Source organism: Fusobacteriaceae bacterium, from assembly GCA_031272775.1.
Classification (GTDB): Bacteria; Fusobacteriota; Fusobacteriia; order Fusobacteriales; family Fusobacteriaceae; genus JAISST01.
Genome location: JAISTB010000028.1, coordinates 1 through 20,396, shown reverse-complemented (window position 1 = coordinate 20,396; position 20,396 = coordinate 1). Strand labels below are relative to the sequence as shown.

The following is a 20,396-nucleotide window of genomic DNA, read 5'->3' as shown; positions in this document are numbered from 1 at the left end:
AAGGAGGCGGCAATGAATTTTCGGCACAAAGATTACAAACTGGTTTTGATTTATATCAACGAGTCCCAGAAACGCTGGCTTGAGGAATTGCTGGACGCGGAAAAATATGTGATGTACAGCGTCCAGACGGGCCTTGAGGCGGCCTGGAGCGAACATGAGAAGCACATGAACAACAAAATCTGGCCCGGGAAGGAGTGCATCTTCCGGATTCTCGTCCGGGAGACGAAGCTTGAGGCCTTGCTGGGGAAATTGCGGGGTTTCCGCCTGACCCTGCCGCAGGGCGTCATTATGGCTGCGGGCGTTGTGGCTTTGGAAGGCCTCATTGTTGATTTTATCAATGAAGACATCGAATACGATCCCGCCCAGGTGGCGGAGTGGAAGGACAAACACAGAAGATAGGGGGAAACTATGGCAAGGCAACCTTTGACAGAAAAAGTGGCGGATGACATCATCCAGTTGATCCGACAGAGCAAAATGCGGCCGGGCGAACGGCTGGCCAACGAATATGAACTGGCGCAGAAACTGAACGTCGGCAGGGGAAGCCTGCGGGAGGCCATCAAGATCCTGATCTCCCGCAATATCCTGTTTGTGAAGCAGGGTTCGGGCACCTTCGTGTCGGCTGGTCAGGGCATCCCCACGGACCCCCTCGGTCTGACTTTTGTGGAGAACCGGGTCAAAATGGCCACGGATCTCATCGAGATCCGCCTGATGGTGGAGCCTGAGATCGCGGCCATGGCGGCGGCCAACGCCGGTCCCGTGGACAGCGAAAAGATCTACCGGGCCGCCGAGCTCGTCGAGCATCTGATCGGCGAAGGCGAAGAATACAGTCAGGCCGACGTGGATTTTCACCGGAAGGTCGCCGAAGCCAGCGGCAACATGGTGATCACCAGTCTGATTCCGATCATCCACACCGAAGAGGCTTTGGCGGAGGTCAACCAGTCGCCGGGTTTCGTGGAAAACGTCCGGAAATACCACAAGATCATCGCCGACTCCATCGCCTTCGGCGAGATCAAAGACGCCAAATACGCGATGTTTATGCACCTCAATCTCCTGCGGGAGGCGTTGCTGGATCGCTTTATCGGGGAAAGAGAGCAGAGAGTCCCGAATTTATAGACTTTTCACAAAGTATACGCGAAGAGTAAGCGCGCCGACCGCTGAAAAGGCGGGGCGGCGGGCAAAATGTGAACGACCGCTGACAGAGGGACAGCCCCTCTGTTTTTGTTTTTGGCGCTTCCCGGAACTTTCTACGGTCACAAAAGTTGTCCTACCGCAAAGAAGCGACAATAATCCCGTTTAAGTACATTTTTTGACACAAATGTTCCAAAAATTAACGATATTTAAAAATTTTATAAAATCTATTGACAAAATCATCGGACTTCTATATAATAAAAGAAAAAAATCAGTCGAAATCATCCGATGAATTTACAGATATCAAAAAACGATTGACATAAAAAAACACAAAGGAGATCCCGGAATTTTACAACAACAAATTGACAAGTCCTGACGGGATCAGAAGGAGGAAACAATCACATACGTCGTGCGAATCGAAAGGGAAAGGATAAAATATTTCGTGGGGATGAATGACTTTACCTTTTAACCAAAGCGGTCTGACGAATACTGAGGGAAGCTATGGGAGGCGCGATAAAAAATGAAGAAAAATAAGATTTTGACGATTGGCATTTTGTTCGGATTGCTGGTTTTCCTGAACGGATTCTCGAAAATCGGAACGAAAATAGATTTTGCCGTGAAAAATCCGCTGAAGGCCGTAAGTGCGGCGGCCCAAGCGGCGACGGCCGCGGAGGCCGGGGAGGAAACGCCCTTGGGCGCTTACGCCGGTCTGATCCGCCACCTGCAGGACGCGACGGATTTTCCGGAGGATGCGTCGGAAGATAAAGCAACGATCCTGACGGGACACAGCCATGTGGGCGTCTATGTGCCCGACGAAGCGGAAGGCGAATACGCTCTGAACCATGACCACAGTCTCAAAGCGGGCGACAAGCTCGCGAGGCTCCAGGGCTGGGTGTATTCCGGGATCGGTGAGGTGGCGGGAAACGGATTCGTCGCGACCGACCGGCTCGTAAAAGAATTAACGATCAAATAAAGTGCTATTTTATTCAGAGGGAGGTAATGAAATGAAAAAGATTCTTGTTGTGGATGACGAATGGAAAATCCGGAAACTGATCAAAGATTATCTGACCCGTGAAGAATACAGCGTAGACGAAGCCGAAGACGGTGAAAAAGGTTTGGAATTGTTTTATCAGAAAAAGTATGATCTCGTGATTCTGGACATCATGTTGCCCAAGGTGGACGGTTGGAGCGTCTGCAGAAAGATCAGGGATGAATCCACGATTCCGGTCATCATGCTTTCCGCCCGGACCGACGAGAGCGACCAGCTCTTCGGATTTGAGCTCAAGGCCGACGATTATATCGTCAAGCCTTTCAACCCGAAACTGCTCGTGGCCAAGGTCAAGGCGCTCCTGCGCAGGGACGGCAAGGTGGACAACGACATCAACGTGGATGTGGGAGATATCAAACTTTGCAGCTCCAAGCGCGAAGTAAGGCTCAAGGACAAGGTTCTGGAACTGACGCCGAAGGAATACGACCTCTTGTATTTCTTTATCGAAAACGACGGCATCGCCCTTTCCAGAGAAAAAATCCTGAACTCTGTATGGGGATGGGAATACTACGGGGACCTCCGGACGGTGGATACCCATATCAAGCGACTCCGGCGCAAGATCGGCGACGAATATGTGCAGACGGTCCGGGGCTTCGGATATAAATTTGAGGGCAGAAACGGCGCCGCAATCGGCGCGGCGGAGGCCGCTCAGTAACGACACACAGCTAACTCCTTTTATCAATTGTCATACAGCCTAAGCAGGAACCTTCGCGGTTTTACCGCCCGCGGGGGTTTTTGCTTTTTCGGGCGAAAAAAATTCAAAAAAACCCTTGACACGGCGCAAAAAATGTATTATTATGTTGTTGTACGATTAGCACTCTTATTAAATGAGTGCTAACAAAACGGGCAAAACCATTTTGAAATCATAGAAGGAGGAACACATGAAAATCAAACCCATTGGAGAACGCGTATTGATCAAACCCATCAAAGAGGAGGAAAAGACAGCCAGCGGACTGATCCTGCCGGGCGCGTCCGATAAGGAGAAACCGAACCTGGGCGTTGTCATCGCCGTGGGGAAAGGGGAAAAAATCGAAGGCATCAAAGCGGACCAGACCATCGTGTACAACAAGTATTCGGGCACGGAAATCAAAGACGGGGAAGAGAAATACATCATTCTGAACGGTGAGGACGTCCTCGCGGTTGTGGAGTAAAAAATCATAAAAAAACTATCGGAGGTAAATGAAATGGCAAAAATTCTGAAATTCGATGAAGAAGCGAGAAAGAAATTGGAAACGGGGGTCAACGCTCTGGCGGACGCCATCAAGATCACACTGGGTCCCAAGGGACGCAATGTCGTCCTCGAAAAGAGCTTCGGCTCCCCGATGATCGTCAATGACGGCGTAACGATCGCCAAGGAAATCGAACTGGAAGATCCCTTTGAGAATATGGGCGCCCAGATGGTCAAGGAAGTGGCCACAAAGGCCAACGACGTGGCCGGCGACGGGACGACCACAGCTACATTGCTGGCCCAGGCCATCGTAAAGGAAGGCCTCAAAGTCGTAAGCGCGGGATCGAACCCCATGTTCGTCAAGAGAGGCATTGAAAAAGCGGCAAAATTGGCCGTGGAGGAACTGAAAAAGAAAGCGAAGAAAATCAAGTCCAACAACGAGATCGCCCAGGTGGCCTCAGTTTCCGCCGGCGACGAGGAGATCGGAAAGCTGATCGCCCAGGCTATGGAAAAAGTCGGCGAAACCGGCGTCATCACCATCGAGGAAGCGAAATCCCTCGAGACGACCATGGAAGTCGTGGAAGGCATGGAGTTTGACAAAGGCTACGTGTCCCCCTATATGGTGACCGATCCCGAAAGAATGGCCGCTGAGCTGGACAATCCCTTTATCCTGATTACCGACAAGAAAATCTCCAACATGAAGGACATCCTGCCGATCCTCGAGCAGACCGTACAGCAGTCGAAACCGGTTCTGATCATCGCCGACGACATCGAAGGGGAAGCGCTGACGACTTTGGTCATCAATAAACTCCGCGGTACGCTGAACGTCGTTGCCGTAAAGGCCCCCGCCTTCGGCGACAGAAGAAAGGCCATGCTTGAAGACATCGCGATCCTCACGGGCGGAGAGGTTATTTCCGACGAAAAGGGTCTGAAATTGGAAGAAACCACGCTGGAGCAGTTGGGAAGAGCCAAGAAGGTCAAGAGCACAAAGGACAACACCGTGATCGTAGACGGCGCCGGCAAGGCGGAAGCCATCAAAGCCCGGACGGCCCAGATCAAAAAAGAGATCGAAATCACCACTTCGGACTATGATAAAGAGAAGCTTCAGGAACGGCTGGCGAAGCTTTCCGGCGGCGTAGCCCTCGTGAAAGTAGGCGCGGCCACCGAGACGGAGCTCAAAGACAAGAAACTCCGGATCGAGGACGCCCTGAACGCGACCCGGGCGGCCGTGGAGGAGGGGATCGTCCCCGGCGGCGGCATCATCATGCTGCAGATCTTGAAAGACATCGAAAACTTCAAGCTTGAGGGCGAAGAAGGCATCGGCGTCGAGATCGTGAAAAAGGCCCTGCTGGCCCCGATCAAGCAGATCGCCGAGAATGCCGGCGTCGACGGCGCGGTCGTAGTGGAACGGATCAAGGGCATGAAGGAAGGCGTCGGCTTCAACGCCGCCACCGAAGAGTATGTGGATATGGTCAAGGCAGGAATCATCGATCCCGCCAAGGTCACGAGAGCGGCCATCCAGAATGCGGCTTCCGTGGCGTCCATGATCCTCACGACAGAGGTTCTCGTCGCCACAAAGAAAGAGGAGAAACCCGATTTGGGCGGACACGGCGGCGGCATGATGCCCGGTATGATGTAAAGAGAAACAAAAACGAACCCGGAAAAGATATTTTCCGGGTTTTTTTTGGAAAATGTCCCGGAATATGATATAATAGGGTTAACCCAAACGTTAAAAACGAGGTGAAATCCATGGAAAACGACAGCGCAAAATTCTATGAATTGTGGTTGAATTCCGGCGTTTTAAATGACGACGAAATAAAGGAATTGCAGGCGATCAAAGACAAGCCTGAGGAAATCGAGGATCGCTTCTATACGGATTTATCCTTCGGAACGGGCGGCATGCGCGGAATCCGCGGCATGGGCCGCAACCGGATCAATGTCTACACGATCAGGCGGGCGACCCAGGGTCTCGCCGACTACATCATCAAAATGACCGGCGAAACCGGCAAAAAAAAAGGCGTCGCCATTTCCTACGACTGCCGGATCGGAAGCGCCGACCTCGCCGAAAACGCGGCCCGGGTCCTGGCCGCCAACGGCGTCAAGGCCTGGCTGTTTCCGACGCTCCACACGACGCCGGAGCTGTCCTTCGCGACCCGGGAGACAAAATCCCAGGCGGGGATCATGATCACGGCTTCCCACAATCCCCGGGAATATAACGGCTACAAGGTCTACTGGGCCGACGGGGCCCAATTGGTGGATCCCGAAGCCACCGGGGTCGTCGACGCCGTCAACGCCCTCGACATTTTCAAAGACGTGAAAATCATCTCCAAAGAAGAAGCCCTTCAAAAAGGCCTGCTGGTTTATCTGGATTCCCAAATCGACGACCGCTATATCGAGGAAGTGGAAAAAGCGGCCATTCACCGGGATATCCCCGGCAAGGAAACGTTTAAAATCGTCTATTCGCCGCTTCACGGGACGGCCCGGGTTCCCGTACAACGGGTGCTGAAGGAAATGGGCTTCGCCTCCGTTTGGACCGTACCCGAGCAGGAAATGCCCGACGGGAATTTCCCCACGGCCGCCTACGCCAACCCCGAGGACAAAAACGTCTTCAAGCTCTCCACGGCCCTGGCCGACAAAGTGGGCGCGGACCTCTGTCTCGCCAACGACCCCGACGGGGATCGTGTGGGCATCGCGATCCGGGACGACAAAGGCGCCTGGTTTTATCCCACGGGCAACCAGATCGGGATTCTCCTGATCGATTATGTGCTGGAAAACAAAAAAGACATCCCCGAAAACGGGGCTCTCGTCACGACCATCGTCTCGACCCCCATGGTGGACGCCCTGGCCGAAGCCTACGGGCTCAAAGTCTTCCGGACGCTGACCGGCTTCAAATACATCGGCGAAAAGATCCGGGAATTCGAGGAAAAGAAATATGACGCGAGCTATGTTTTCGGCTTTGAGGAATCCATAGGCTATCTGATCAACACCCACGTCAGGGACAAGGACAGCGTCGTTTCGTCCATGCTGATCGCCGAGATGGCCGCCTGGTACGCGAGCAAGGGGATTACGCTCTACGACAGGCTCACGGCCGTCTACGAAAAATACGGCTGGTACAGGGAAAAGACCATTTCGGTCACCAAGGAAGGCAAAAGCGGCCTTGAGGATATTGCCAAAATCATGGATCAGCTGCGGGCAAAGCCCCACGAGGTCATTGCGGGCCAAAAAGTAGTGGTTTTGAGGGATTTCGAACTGCAAAGGGAAAAAACCGCCCAAGGGACAAAACCCATCAGCGGTCTTCCCCGCTCCAATGTGATCCAGTTTGTGCTGGCCGACGGGACGACGATTACGGCCAGGCCCTCGGGCACGGAGCCCAAGATCAAATATTATCTCTGCGTGATCGGAAAGACCGCCGCCGAAGCCGACGAAAAGCTGGCGAAAACGGAAAAAGACTTTCTCGCTTATGTGGATCAGCTGGGATAGCGGAAACGTGGAACCTGTCGACGCCCTCTACATCCATGTTCCCTTTTGCGTAAAAAAATGCGGCTACTGCGATTTTGTCTCGCGGCCGCTCCATACCTGCGGCCCCGAAGCCACGGCGCGTTTTGCGGAACGCATCGTCAAAGAAAGTGCCCTCTATCCGGGAAACCGCTACGATACGATCTATTTCGGAGGGGGAACGCCCTCGCTTTTGACGCCGGACGAAGTCGCGACCATTCTCGACGCCACAGACATCGCCTCCGGGGCCGAAATCACCCTTGAGGTCAATCCCGGGACCGTGGATCTTCAAAAATTAGTCGCTTTCCGGCAAGCGGGAATCACGCGCCTGAGTTTGGGCATACAATCTCTGGACGACAACTTATTACGTATGCTCGGACGGATCCACAGCGCCGCCGAAGCGCTCCAAGCCTATGAAACGGCTCGAGAGGCGGGCTTTGAAAACGTCAGTCTCGATATGATGTTCGCGCTGCCGGGCCAGACCCTTGCCGGTCTGGAAGCGGACCTGAAGGCCTTTTTCAAACTCTCGCCGGAGCATCTGTCCCTCTACGCCCTCAGCTGGGAGCAAGGTACGCCCTTTTGGGAAAAACGCCGACGGGGGGAGCTGATTCCCTGCGAAAACGAAACGGAAGCCTTGATGTTCGAGATGATCATGGATTACGCCGACGGCTGCGGTTACCGGCATTACGAGATTTCCAATTTTGCCCGGGAGGGCTTCTTTTCCCGGCACAATCTCAAATACTGGCGCAACCGGCCCTATGTGGGCTTGGGCCCCGCGGCGGCCGGCTATGTCGGAGAGATTCGCTACAAGAATATACGGGAATTTGCGGGCTGGAGCGCGATTGTCGAAAGCGGCCGACGCCCCCGGGACGAGGCGGAAATCGTGCGCGTCACGGATCCCCTGGAGCTTGAACAATACCGGGCCATGCTCAATCTGCGGCTGCTGATCGAAGGCTATGAACCGCTTCTGCCGGAATTCCGGGAGCGCTGTCGGGATCTGAGCGCGAGGGGCCTGCTATCGGAAAAACAAGGTCGTTATACTTTGACAAAGCGCGGCCTTATGATTGCCAGCGATGTGACGGAGGAATTTTTATGAGAAAAGACAGCATTCGGGAGATCGCCGAGGATATCGCGAAATACTCGCCCAAGCCCCGGGAGGTCCGCCTCGTGGCCGTCAGCAAGTACGTGGGGCCCGAGACCATGGCAGAGGCCGTCGCCGAGGGGATCACGATTTTCGGGGAAAACAGGGCCCAGTCCTTCCGGGACAAGAAGGCCTGGTTTGACGAAAAGGGCATAAAAGACGTTTCCTGGCATTTCATCGGGAATTTGCAAAAAAACAAGGTCAGGTATATCGTGGCCGACGCGGCGCTGATTCACTCGGTCAACCGGCTCGATATCGCCGCGGAGATCGACAGGCAGGCGGCCGGGATCGGGCGCGTCGTCGACGTGCTCCTGGAGGTCAACGTCTCGGGCGAGCAGAGCAAAGAGGGATATTCGCCGGAAATCCTGAAAAAAGAGCTCGATCGGTTGACAAAACTGAAAAATATCCATATAATAGGGTTGATGACCATGGCGCCACTGACCGAACATGAGGCGACGATCCGGAAATGCTTCGGCGGCTTGCGGGAATTGGAGGCGGAGCTCAACGAATCGACTTTTCACGGACAGCTGCGGGAGCTGTCCATGGGCATGACCAACGATTATAAAATTGCGCTCTCCGAAGGGGCGACGCTCATCCGGATCGGCAGCAAACTATTTCTTTGAGGAGGTAACATGGGAATATTGGAAAGAATGCGCAACATGACGGGTACGCCCAAAGATGACCCCGAGAGCTACATTTTTGACGGGAATGACGAAGGGGAAGGCGTCGCGGGTCCCTCTGACGTCGGAGATCTCTTAAACGCCGGAAGTGAGGTGGATAGCATGAAGCAGGACGAAAGTCCCAGAAACGAATATATTTTTCCGGTGATCCGGACGCCCGAGGCCTTTGAGGACGCGAAAAAAATCGCCGACGACATCAAGGCCAACAAGTACGTCGTGATCAACGTGGAAAAACTCGATCAGGAAACGGCCCGGGAAGTACTCGATTTCGTGGCGGGCGCCATGTGCATCAAAGGGGCCAAACACAAGAAAATCAATCAGAACGCTTTTCTGGTGGTGCCCGGCAACACCAACGTCGAATCCGATGGCGAAGACAGCGACATTCTGGACGCGTAAGGGGGCGGGCGTGGAAAAGCAAATCACGGCGCTGGCGCTTTTTTCGGGGGGGCTGGACAGCTCTCTGGCCATAAAACTCATGCAGGCGCAAAACGTACGGGTGATCGCCCTCAACTTTGTGTCTCATTTTTTCGGACATACCGAGAAGATTGCCAAAATGGCCGAGCGGCTCGGCGTTCCCCTGGAGTTCGTGGAATTCCGGAAACGACATCTGGAGATGCTGAAAAATCCGGTTTACGGCTACGGGAAAAATATGAACCCCTGCATCGACTGCCATTCGCTGATGTTCCGGGTCGCGGGGGAACTGTTCCCCAAATTTGACGCGCAATTCGTGATCTCGGGCGAGGTCCTGGGGCAGCGGCCCATGTCGCAAAACCTCAAGGCCCTGGCCAAGGTGGAAAAGCTTTCGGGTATGGGGGACCTGATCGTAAGGCCCCTGTGCGGAAAACTGCTGCCGCCGCCGCGACCGGTCCTGGAGGGCTGGATCGACGGGGAGAAATTGCTCGACATCCACGGCCGTACCCGCACACGGCAGATGGAACTGATCAAATCCTTCGGGATCGAGGAATATCCGACGCCCGGCGGGGGCTGCCTTTTGACGGATCCCTCCTATTCCAACCGCCTGCGGGCGCTTCAGGCCGACGGCTTCCTTGGGGACGGATACGATTATCTGTTTCCGCTCCTGAAGAAAACGCGCTTTTTCCGTCTGGATTGCGGAAAATACCTCTTTGTGGGCCGGGATGACGCAACGAATCAAGTGCTGGCGCAATTTGAGCATAACGGCAACCTTCAGATCATCCCCACGGAGACCCCCGGACCGAGGATCATGGCCGTGGGCGAGCTTTCCCCCGACGATGAGGCTTTCGCTCTGCGGCTGTTTTCGCGTTATTCCAAAGTCAAGGGACGGGAAAAGGCCGTGGCGGAGCTCCGGCGGGAGCAAAATGAAGCGCCTCCAAGGGTCGAAACGGTGTCCGTGGATCCCTTTGATACGACACAACTGGAGACGCGGATCAGGGCCACTCAGATTCTGTAATAGGCGTTATATGAAGAATTCAGACATTGCGCAAGCCGCAATGTCTCTTTTATTGCGGGACAAAAAAAGAATTTTTGTCTCTTGACAGTTGAATGTTTATATGGTAAACTTTATTGTGGAACGATCCGGATACATTGTATACAAAATTTTTCTGTGCAATTTTACGAACACTTGGCCGGATGACGAACAATTTATACGGGAATCAGATAGTCTCAAAGACCATGACGTCAGGGAATGGCGTATGGCATTGATATACTAATTTCTCAAGGAGGAACAGAGTTATGAAAAATATGTACAGATTTATTCTGGGCTTGGTAGGCATGCTGGCTTTGACGACAATGCTGAGCGCGGCGCCCATCAAATTGGTATACGCCGAAGTGAACCCGCTGGATACCATTGTCGGCAAGACCGATTTGAAGTTCAAGGAAACTGTGGAAAGCCTGTCCAAGGGCGAAGTCATCATTGACATTCAGCCCAGCGCCGTGCTGGGTTCCGAAGAAGTCGTTCTCGACACGATGATGGGTGGCGGCGGCACCATCGACATGAGCCGGATTTCCGCTTTCGCGTTGACGAGCTACGGCGGCGCCAAATCGAAATTGCTGTCGGTTCCCTATACCTTCGCGAACCGCGCGCATTTCTGGAAATTCGCGGATTCCCCGCTGGCCGCCGAATTCCTGATGGAGCCCAAGGCCAACGGCACCAACGTAAGAGGTCTGTTCTACGGAGAAGAGGGCTTCCGCCATTTCTTCACGAAGAAACCCGTTAAAGGCGTCGGCGATCTCAAAGGCATGAAACTCCGGGTATCCAATGACCCGATCATGACCGGTATGGTAAAAGGCCTCGGCGCGAGCCCCACGGTTATCGCCTTCGCGGAACTGTATAACGCGCTGCAGACCGGCGTTGTAGACGGCGCCGAACAGCCCATCGCCAATTACAAAGCCAATTCCTATCAGGAAGTTGCCGGAAACCTGATCCTTGACGGCCATACGCTGGGCGCGATCCAGGTAGTCATCACCGACGAAGCCTGGAACAAACTGAGCAAGGAACAGCAGGATATCCTCGTGGAAGCCGGAAAAGTTGCCTCCGCTTTCAATCGGCAGATTTCCGAAGACGCCGAGAACGTCGTTCTCGAAGAATTGAAGAAAATCGGCTGCAACGTCGTTGAAGTTACGGACATCAAACCCTGGCAGGAAGCCTGCAAGGACATCATCGCCGAATCCACAAAGGACAACAAGGAACTGTACCAGAAGATTCTTGACCTGGCAAAATAAGCATACGGTAATCACCGACAGAGTTTTTCCCACAATATCATGACTCTGTGATCGTTGAAAAATACGGAAGGGATGACACAGTGGCGTAGAAAAAGGGCTGCTGTGTCATTTTTCCGATAAGGAGGGCAAATGCCGCCTGGCGCAGACAAAGCAGTAATAGAAAAGATTGAAACGGAAAAGAAAGACCTTGTGACGAAGTTTTTTGACGCGCTGTACGCCATCGCGCTGTTTATCTGCAAATTGCTTCTGATCGCGGATATCCTGATTACCAGCATGGCCGTGGCGGGCCGCTATGTGCCTTTTATTCCCGATCCGGCCTGGAGCGAGGAAGTGGTCCTGAGCTGCATGTCCTATATGGCCGTGCTTTCGGGCGCGCTGGCCATCCGGCGGCGGGCCCATATCCGCATGAACGCCTTTGATATTTATATTCCCGAAAAATTGATCCGGGCCTCGGATCTCGTGTCTGATTTCGCGGTGACGGTGCTGGCCCTGATCATGATCACCGTGGGCTGGAAATATGCCGTCAGCATCGGCAGATTCGGCAAATACATCAGCATCCCGTCGCTCTCGAAGTTCTGGATGTATTTCCCGATCCCCCTGGCCGGGATCGCCATGCTGGTCTTCCTCGTGGAATCTTTTTACAACCGCTTCAAAAAATTGACCAAATCCGGGATTATCGCCTTCTTTGCCTTTATCGCGGTCTGTCTCTTTATGACCTTCGTGAAGCCCGTTTCCCTCGAGGCGGTGCTGGCCGTCCCGCAAAAGTTCATCAGCAAGGAAACGCTGCCGATCTGGTTCCTTTTGGGAAGTTTCTTCCTGATGATCGTGCTGCGCTTCCCGATCGCCTACGCGGTCGCCCTTTCGGCCATCCTCTGCCTGCAGGTGCAGGGCATGGAATTCCGGATCGTGGGTCAGCAGATGGTCAAGGGGATCAGTTCCTTCAGCCTCATGGCCGTGCCGTTTTTTATTACGATGGGCATGCTGATGGGCTCGGGGGGAATTTCCAACAAACTCATCGCCCTGGCCGACGCCTGCGTCGGCTGGATGCGGGGGGGACTCGCCATGGTCAATATCGTGGCCTCCTACTTCTTCGGCGGGATCTCGGGCTCGGCCTCGGCCGATACGGCTTCCATCGGGGCCATCATGATCCCCATGATGGTGGATCAGGGCTATGACGCCGATTTTTCCACGGCCGTGACGATCACGTCCTCCTGCGAGGGCCTGCTCGTGCCGCCGAGCCACAATATGGTCATCTACGCGACGACCGCCGGCGGCGTTTCCGTCGGGAGTCTGTTCCTCGCGGGCTATCTGCCGGGGGCCGTGCTGGCCGTGAGCCTCATGGTGGGATCTTATATTATTTCCGTGCGGCGGAATTATCCCAAGGGAGCGCCCTTCAGCGTGAAGCGCCTGCTCAAAGAAACGGCTTCCTCGCTTTGGGCCCTGGCCGCGGTCCTCATCGTGGTCGTGGGCGTCGTAGGCGGCGTCTTTACCGCCACGGAATCGGCCGCCATTGCCGTTATCTACAGCCTGATCGTCGCGATCTTCATTTACCGGGAATTGGACTGGAAAGGGGTTTGGCGCGTATTGGAGGATTGTATCAACACGCTTTCCATTGTGCTGATCCTGATCGCCACATCGAGCGTCTTCGGTTACTGCCTGACGCTCCTGAAGGTGCCGTCCCTGGCCGCAAGCGCCATTACCGGCTTCAGCAGCAATCCCATTGTAATCGCGATCCTGCTCAACATGATCCTGTTGATTCTCGGCTGCATCATGGACATGGCGCCGATCATCCTGATCACGACGCCGATCCTGCTTCCGATCGCCACGTCCATCGGCATCGATCCGATCCAGTTCGGGATCATGATGGTGCTGAATTGCGGGATCGGGCTTCTGACGCCGCCGGTGGGGGCCGTGCTCTTTATCGGTTCCGCCGTCAGCAAGCTCACCATCGAGAAAGTCGTCAAGGCGACGCTGCCTTTCTACATCTGCATGATCGTGACGCTGATCATGGTCACCTTCATACCGGCCATCAGCATGTGGATCCCATCATTATTCGCGAAATAAGAAAGGAATAGAAAAACGCGAAACAGGGGCGTAAGCCCCTGTTTCGCGTTTTCACAGATCCCGCCTCACGCGAAATCCGTAAACATCGGCGCGCCTGAGGTCGAAAGGGGATAGAGCGCCCCCCGTACGCGCCGGAGGAAGCTGACGGGCACCCGCCGGAATTTCCTTGCCTTGCAGTCGAAGGCCTGCAGCTTCATATAACCCGTAAAGGCGGGACCGCTCTCGGTCGTGATCGAGTAGTACAGCGTAAACGCCGTCCTTTCGCCTTCGAAACCGTCAATATTGACCGAAATGATTTCGCCCGCGAGAATCTCCTTGTCGCTTTCCATATAGAAGGCTTTCTGGATCATGCCCACGCCGCCGCCGATATCGGTCTCCGTATAGCCCAATTTGTCCAGAAAAAGCCGCCAGGCTTCCCGGAACAGATACAGTACCCGGTCTGTGCCCACATGTCCGATAAAATTCAGATCTTCTTCCTGAATCAGACGACTGTAGATAAACATGTTATTCACCTCTCCCATAGGTTTTTTGATCAGAATTCGTATTTGAGCTTGAGGGTTCCGGACAGTCCTTCCCTCGCGCCGCCGCGGTATCCCTGTACGCCGATGTCCACTGAGAAGGGATCCGTGGGATTCCATACGAGACCCAATTCCCCGATGCCGGTCTCTCCCCGCAGGGAAGAGGACTCAATGGCGTAGCCGTTTGTCGTTGCCGTCGCTTCGCCGTCCCACGTGCGGTCATAAATGAGGGCCGCGTAGGAAGCCATGCTGGTATTGTAATTGTGGATCACTTTCATGCCCAATTGAAAGCGGTGGGAATCAATGGCCCCGAAGTCGATGGGGTCTCCCGTGGAAAGCCGCAAAGAATCGCTGTTGACATGGGTGTAGAAATATTTTGAGCTGACGTCCAGTTTGTTGTTGCCTTCCCGGTAAATGTGGCCGATCCCGAAATGCGCGCCGTAGTAAGCCGTGGCCGCCGCGAATCTGGCGAAGGCGCCCGTGGCGTCCTCAAGGCCGCTGTTGTAATGATTGCGCAGTCTGCCGCCCCGCAGGGAACCGTTGACGTAGAAATGCCGGTTGTCCTTCTCGACGAAATCCACGCGGCCGAGGAGACCGCCGCCAACATAGTCGGCGTTGCCGTCGCCCCTGACGGCGCCGTATCCGGGGAAGTCGCTGCTTGTCTTGTATTTGCCGTTCCCGTGCTCGATGAAGACGCCGCCCTGGACGAGATGACGATTGTTCGTCTCAAAGCCTTTGGAAATGCCCGCGATGCCCGTATAACTCTTGAGATCGAAGTGCAGGCCGCTCTGATAGTGGAGATCCGCTCCGCCGAAATCGGCGAATACCCGGTAGTTGACTTCCTGTTCCTCGGGCAGGGCCGCGCCGATGAGATCGCCGCCCTGGTGGACGAGGGCCAGACCGGAGACATAACCTTCGGTCAGGGTCTTTGTCCTGGGATCCACCTTGGCTTTGGCGGGCGCGGGGGCGGTAGCGCCTCTTCCGCTGTCGTCGGGCTTGTCCTCAGGCGTTTCCCGCTCCACAGGCGGATCTTCAGGATCGGGATCCTTGGGATCGGGAGTCCCGGGATCATCGTCGTCCGCAAGGGGCAGCACCGCCAGCAGTTGGCCGTTTCTTGTGAGGATATCAAATTCGTATTGGAGCGTTACGCCCTGCATGCCGGTCGCTTTGCCCTTTTCGTTGACAGGCGCGCCGACCCGGGAGTCCGCGTCGATCAGGACGATCTCATCTCCGCCCTTGAGGGGGGAATTGGCGCCGTTAATGCCGACGTTGACGGTACTGTCGGTGATGTCCGCTTCGCCCGCCACACTGAGCATGGTCCCGATCTGGGCCGGCGTCTCGCCGCCGGGCACATAAAAGTTCAGGGTTCCGCCCCGGGCATAGAGATCCCCGCCGATCTCGCCGCCGCGATAGACGTTCATGAGTCCGCCCGGATTGACGGTGACGTCCTTCCCCGCCGCTCCGTAGAGATTGAATGTCGCGGCGTCCCGCACGGTGACGTCGCTTGCGGAGAGGACCGAATGCTCGGGTAGGGTCAGGCTGCCTTCCTCGACGTCCGTCGCGCCGGAATAGGAATTGTAGCCCCGGAGCGTCAGGTTTCTCGCGCCTTTTTTCGTCAATGTGCCCGAACCGCTGATTTCGTCGTTAAAGGCGACGTCTTTGATGTTCGTGTTGAACGTCAGGTTGCCGTTGTTTGTCACGTCGCCGGAAATGGAGCCGTCGGCGTTCTGGCTTCCTACGGACAGCTTTGCGCCCGGGTTGATCTTGAAGCCCGTCGTGGCGTTGACGTTGTGCCCGGTAAAGGTCGTCTCCGATTTGATCTCGATGGTGTTGGCCGTCACGTCATGGGGACCTACGGTTACCTGGGCGGCGGTATCGAAGACGACGTCGTCGCCGTTCAGGAAAGTGTTGACCGGAATCCCGTCCACGTTGCCGGCCCAGTATTCGCCGGAAGTATCCCACATGCCGCTGCCGGTCTTGGATTTCCACGTGACTTTGGTGTTTTTCGTAGCGTCGGCCGCCTGCAGGACGAGCTGGCCTTCCGAACCTTCGAGATAATTGGAGTCCGCCGCCTTCCAGATTCTCGTGGCAAAGAGCATGTCGCCCTTGGTTGTGCTTCTCTTGTTGTCGGTCAGTTTGCCTTCAAGATAGAATTTTTCCGGATTCGTCAGATACTCGGCGTCGTCGGCCTGGGCCAGGATGTAATAGCCCTCGTCGCCCTTGAAATTCCAGATGTAAATGGATCCCGCGCCGATGAGGCCCTTGGGGCTTCCCGTGATCCGAAGGGATACGTCGGGGCTGCCCGCGTCGATGTCATGCAAGTCGAAGCCCAGGACGCTGCCCTTGGTCAATGTCAGATAATTTCCGGCGTTGAGCGTCCATCGCGAAGGAAAGGAGAGCACGGCGTCGTCTTTTATTGTAACATCTTCGAACAAAGTGACCTCTTTTCTGTCAATATCCACAAGGACGTCGCCGTAGAAGTTGGCGTTCGGTTGTACGTTGTCAAAGTCCCAGCTGGCCAGATAGCCTACGAGGATGCCTTCATCCGGGTTCCGTTGATTGCTGGTGATGCCGATGGCGTCCCGGGACAGAACGAGAATGACCGGCTGCCCCTGCGAGAGGTCTACAGGCATGACGTTGCCTTTGTAAAGCCCGATGTTGCCGTTTGTGATGATGGTGCCGCCGGTAATGACGATATTGCCGGGAATCTCGGCGTCGTTGGGATTCGTGGAGCCGATGGCGATGTAACCTTCGCTGCCGATGGCCACAATGGTGCCTCCGGTAATCGTGATGTTGCCCGGCTCTCCGGTGCTGCCGCCGATGGCCGAAGGTCTGTAGTCGCCTGCGGCCACCGTGGTGGTCAACTCGCCGCCGTAGGCGATGACGACGCCGCCGTTGATGGTGATCTCATTGTTGTCGCCCCGCATACCGGCGCCGATGCCCGTTCCTTTAGCGCCGCCCTGCGCCGTGATGTGTCCGCCGTTGATGACGATCTCGCCGGAATCCCCGCGATATCCGCCGCCGATACCGGCGCCGTTGATCTGGGAACCGGTCACGATGGTTCCGCCGTTGATGGTAATGACGCCGCCGCTGCCGCCCGCGTTGACATCGGGATCGTTGTGGTCCGTGTAGAGCTCGCCCGATCCGCCGCCGATGCCTGCGGCCCCTTCGCTGCCGCTGGTCTGCGAGCTGCCGCCGACGGCCGTGACCTTGCCGCCGTTAATCGTAATGGTTCCGCCTGATCCGCCCGAAGAATCCGAGTCGGGATCCCCGTTCCATCCGCCGCCGCCGATGCCCGCGCCGGGATTGGTAAAGTCCGTTTCCCCGTCGTAGTAACCCTTGGCCGTGATGGTTCCGCCGTTGATGGTAATGTTGCCGCCGCTCTCGCCGTTGCCGGTCGTTCCGCCGCTGCCGCCGATACCCGCGCCGCTGCCGTGAGTCGCGCCCGCGTTTGCCGCGAGCAGCGAACCGTCTTCAGAACCGTCGCCGCTGATGCTGGTGATCGTCAGGGTCGAGCCGTCGGGGGCGCGCAGGCCCGCGGCCGTCCCGCTGGACAGAAGTTCGTTTTCCCCGGAAAGAACCAGGGTTACGTCGGCCCCCGATACATCGAGGGCGCTCAGGTTTTCTTTTCCGCTCATGTCCACTTTGACGCTGTCCAGATTGATCGTGGCTTTCACGCCGCTTTGTACAACGATTCTGTTCTCGCTGGTGTTTCCTGTGATGATGTATTCACCGTTGCCAGTAATCGTAAACACGCCGTTGGCGTAGGACCAGCCGTCCCCTTCCGCCACGGACGTATTTCCCACATTGATAATGTTTGAAGCCCCCAAAGGTAATGCTCCCATTATCAGCAGCATGAACAGAAAAACTGTTGTTCGAAAAACACTGTTTCTTGTTCTTTGCATAAACTGATTCACCTCATTTTTAGGACTGAAGTCCCGAATTTACCCATAAATTACGTATTGCCACTGCTGTGGTCGCCCAATGATTTTACCGATTTGCCATAGTATATTGTAACGCCCTTTCGGGCAGTGCGGGCATTTCAAGCAGGTTGTATACAAAAAGGATCGCGAAAAAACAAATTTTCCCGGAGTTCAAATTTCCAATAAAATACAAAAACTCCCATTCACCCTGACCCTTTGCGTCATAACCATCAAAAAATAAACTCCCATTTTACCCGGACCCATGCCTTGATTCACGTCAAGGCTCAATAAAAAACAAAATTCCCGAATTTTCCCATCGTTTTTTTAAGGTGGCGCATTCAAGTGTGGCAGTTACAGCGGGGGTTGTAATCCATGGAGGACATCGGATTGCTTGCGGCAGTTCTTTGTGTGGGAGCCATCCCGGATGCGGCGCCACCTTTGCCTGTATCATAGCATTTTTTTCAGGTCTTGTCTATAGTTTTAAACCTGAAATTTGTGGGGTTTTATGATGTTAAATTTCACTAAAATGAGACATAATTTCACAGAAAAGGCGCGTCCTGCGGGGTTTTCAAAATATGGCCGCAACAAGCTGAAATTTGTCCTTTCAGGCGCGATGAAACAGAAAAATCACGTCAGGGTTTAAGGCGAAAAGGTTGGCCTTCGGCATGTGTTCCCAAAAAGTCGGGAATGACATAAAAAATTCAATCGCGTTTTTTTCATCACGCGGCGATCGTAGAGGGCGATTCAAAAATCAACCTTGTTTTTCAATGAATAATATGCTATACTGAAGGCAGAAAGAAAAACTACGCGGTACCGGAGGGCTGTCATGAAGAAAACGAAGATTTATCTGGATACGTCGGAAATCAGTTACCTGGATCAGCAGGATGTTCCTGACCAAATGCGGCAAACACGATAATCAAAGAGAAAATATTGACGCAGAGCAGGTTCACGGATTGTCATCACATCGCAACGGCGATTACAGCTGGTTGTGACATCATTCTTTCTTGGAATTTCAGCCACTTGGTAAGAATCAAAACGAAAGATGGAATCTGGCAATTCATGTTGGATTATTATCCGGGAAGAACGATAGACATTTATGCCCCTTTCGTTATTTTGAAGGAGATGAGAGAAAATGAAATCCTTTGAGAGTTTTTCTGTAGGTGATATCAGAAAGTTCAGAAACAAGGAATCCAAAAAACTGCTGAAGATGACAAATACAGAGATACTGGCCTATTATCACGATAGAGCGGAAAAAGTATTGAAAGAAATGCAGGAATACAGGGAAGAAAAGGCCCGCGCCGAGACCGCGGAACAGGCAAAAGAGGCATAGAACGCGATTTTACAGGCGGAATTTCGGTTCCGCCTTTTTTATTTCGAAAATTTTCAGGTTATCCCCGTAGAGACGCAATGCCTTGCGTCTCTGGAAAACGGATGCGCCCCCATATACGATCCAATTATGATAAATGCCTGTTTTCGACGTAGGGTCGATGGCAATCGACCCGTCACGTCATTGGATCAGGGCAGGCACAGGGGCCTGCCCCTACGGCAAAACGACGTTCCGTCGACTCAAAAATCAACCTTGTTTTTCAATGAATAATATGCTATACTGAAGGTACAAAGAAATATCTAGGTACTGGGGGATGGAAACATGATCAAGTCGTTTTCCGACAAGCATACAGAACGCTTGTTCAAACTGGGAAGAAGCAAAAAGTATTCGAAAGAACTCTGCGAACAAGCATTGCGAAAGCTCTTTATGTTGGACAAGGCAGTCAGTGAAGAAATTCTCAGGAAAATTCCGGGCAATCATTATGAAAAATTGCAGGGCCGTCGCAAAGGGGAGAGCAGCATCAAAATCAATGATCAATGGCGTCTGGCTTTCAGGTGGTTTAACGGAAACGCGTATGAAGTAGAGATTGTGGATTATCATTGATTATGGGGGGAAAAATGGAGAAGGATCGACAAATGATCAATGTTGATTTCCCGACGCCGGGGGAAATATTGCGAAAAGAGTTCATGGAGCCCCTCGGTCTCTCGGTCAACAAACTTGCCAATGAAACGGCTGTATCTTGGGCGAGAATTCATCGCATCCTGGACGGAAAAACAAAAATGACGGCAGATATGTCCGCCCGTCTTTCAGAATATTTTGGCCTTAATCGTGAATTTTGGACAGATTTGCAGGAACTGTATGATGCCAGGGTCACGGAACGCATGAACGCGGTAAAAAGTGAGGCCATCCATTTTGCTATGGCGACGCAGAGAAAGTAGGATTTGCGCGCCGAGGCCGCGGAACAGGCAAAAGAGGCGTAGAACGCGATTTTACAGGCGGAATTTCGGTTCCGCCTTTTTTATTTCGAAAATTTTCAGGTTATCCCCGTAGAGACGCAATGCCTTGCGTCTCTTGCAACGGACACGCCCCCATATACAGGCGTCGGCCCAATCATATACAAAAATAATTTAAAATTTATTGCAACCCGCGTTGTTTCATTTTTTGCACCTCTTGTCCGCCTCATCGTGTCAAAAATTTCTTTTTG

The 20,396-nt window shown here is 54.0% G+C and carries 17 protein-coding genes; 15 read left to right on the top strand and 2 right to left on the bottom strand.

The window, feature by feature from the left end; translation table 11 throughout:
* Positions 1-12 precede the first annotated feature (12 nt).
* From LBQ97_06945 to LBQ97_06885, 13 genes are all read left to right on the top strand, one after another.
* The gene (locus LBQ97_06945) at positions 13-399 is read left to right on the top strand and encodes a hypothetical protein (protein ID MDR1832448.1); all 387 of its coding nucleotides are present in this window, start codon (positions 13-15) and stop codon (positions 397-399) included.
* A 9-nt stretch (positions 400-408) separates the two neighbouring features.
* Positions 409-1,113, top strand: coding sequence for a GntR family transcriptional regulator (locus LBQ97_06940; GenBank protein ID MDR1832447.1), 705 nt, complete (start codon positions 409-411; stop codon positions 1,111-1,113).
* A gap of 535 nt (positions 1,114-1,648) precedes the next feature.
* On the top strand, positions 1,649-2,101 hold the full coding sequence (locus LBQ97_06935) for a hypothetical protein (GenBank protein MDR1832446.1): 453 nt from the start codon (positions 1,649-1,651) through the stop codon (positions 2,099-2,101).
* A 31-nt stretch (positions 2,102-2,132) separates the two neighbouring features.
* Positions 2,133-2,831 (top strand): response regulator transcription factor, encoded by a 699-nt coding sequence (locus LBQ97_06930; GenBank protein MDR1832445.1) that lies wholly within the window; start codon positions 2,133-2,135, stop codon positions 2,829-2,831.
* Between the two features lie 226 nt (positions 2,832-3,057).
* The gene (locus LBQ97_06925) at positions 3,058-3,327 is read left to right on the top strand and encodes a co-chaperone GroES (protein MDR1832444.1); all 270 of its coding nucleotides are present in this window, start codon (positions 3,058-3,060) and stop codon (positions 3,325-3,327) included.
* 33 nt (positions 3,328-3,360) lie between these two features.
* Positions 3,361-4,983: a chaperonin GroEL gene (gene groL, locus LBQ97_06920; protein MDR1832443.1), complete on the top strand. Its 1,623-nt coding sequence runs from the start codon at positions 3,361-3,363 to the stop codon at positions 4,981-4,983.
* A 110-nt stretch (positions 4,984-5,093) separates the two neighbouring features.
* The gene (locus LBQ97_06915) at positions 5,094-6,824 is read left to right on the top strand and encodes a phospho-sugar mutase (protein ID MDR1832442.1); all 1,731 of its coding nucleotides are present in this window, start codon (positions 5,094-5,096) and stop codon (positions 6,822-6,824) included.
* The gene (hemW, locus tag LBQ97_06910) at positions 6,805-7,935 is read left to right on the top strand and encodes a radical SAM family heme chaperone HemW (protein ID MDR1832441.1); all 1,131 of its coding nucleotides are present in this window, start codon (positions 6,805-6,807) and stop codon (positions 7,933-7,935) included. The genes LBQ97_06915 and hemW overlap by 20 nt, the downstream gene beginning before the upstream one ends.
* Positions 7,932-8,603 carry a YggS family pyridoxal phosphate-dependent enzyme gene (locus LBQ97_06905; protein MDR1832440.1) on the top strand — a complete coding sequence of 224 codons (672 nt, stop codon included), beginning with the start codon at positions 7,932-7,934 and terminating at the stop codon, positions 8,601-8,603. The genes hemW and LBQ97_06905 overlap by 4 nt, the downstream gene beginning before the upstream one ends.
* A gap of 9 nt (positions 8,604-8,612) precedes the next feature.
* Positions 8,613-9,056, top strand: coding sequence for a cell division protein SepF (locus tag LBQ97_06900; protein ID MDR1832439.1), 444 nt, complete (start codon positions 8,613-8,615; stop codon positions 9,054-9,056).
* A 10-nt stretch (positions 9,057-9,066) separates the two neighbouring features.
* Positions 9,067-10,089, top strand: a complete 1,023-nt coding sequence (locus LBQ97_06895) for a tRNA (5-methylaminomethyl-2-thiouridylate)-methyltransferase (protein ID MDR1832438.1) — start codon at positions 9,067-9,069, stop codon at positions 10,087-10,089.
* 281 nt (positions 10,090-10,370) lie between these two features.
* On the top strand, positions 10,371-11,360 hold the full coding sequence (locus LBQ97_06890) for a TRAP transporter substrate-binding protein (protein ID MDR1832437.1): 990 nt from the start codon (positions 10,371-10,373) through the stop codon (positions 11,358-11,360).
* A gap of 129 nt (positions 11,361-11,489) precedes the next feature.
* A complete protein-coding gene (locus LBQ97_06885; GenBank protein ID MDR1832436.1) occupies positions 11,490-13,424 on the top strand; it encodes a TRAP transporter large permease subunit in 1,935 nt (644 codons plus the stop codon).
* A 65-nt stretch (positions 13,425-13,489) separates the two neighbouring features.
* On the opposite strand, the gene LBQ97_06880 is transcribed toward LBQ97_06885, so the two are convergent.
* Together LBQ97_06880 and LBQ97_06875 are read right to left on the bottom strand one after the other, a co-directional pair.
* Positions 13,490-13,927, bottom strand: a complete 438-nt coding sequence (locus LBQ97_06880) for a hypothetical protein (GenBank protein MDR1832435.1) — start codon at positions 13,925-13,927, stop codon at positions 13,490-13,492.
* A 29-nt stretch (positions 13,928-13,956) separates the two neighbouring features.
* On the bottom strand, positions 13,957-17,787 hold the full coding sequence (locus LBQ97_06875) for a hypothetical protein (GenBank protein ID MDR1832434.1): 3,831 nt from the start codon (positions 17,785-17,787) through the stop codon (positions 13,957-13,959).
* A gap of 1,726 nt (positions 17,788-19,513) precedes the next feature.
* On the opposite strand from LBQ97_06875, the gene LBQ97_06870 reads away from it, so the two are divergent.
* Both LBQ97_06870 and LBQ97_06865 read left to right on the top strand, forming a co-directional pair.
* Positions 19,514-19,795, top strand: coding sequence for a type II toxin-antitoxin system RelE/ParE family toxin (locus tag LBQ97_06870; GenBank protein MDR1832433.1), 282 nt, complete (start codon positions 19,514-19,516; stop codon positions 19,793-19,795).
* Positions 19,796-19,809: 14 nt separating this feature from the next.
* A complete protein-coding gene (locus tag LBQ97_06865) occupies positions 19,810-20,130 on the top strand; it encodes a HigA family addiction module antidote protein (protein MDR1832432.1) in 321 nt (106 codons plus the stop codon).
* Positions 20,131-20,396: the final 266 nt, after the last annotated feature.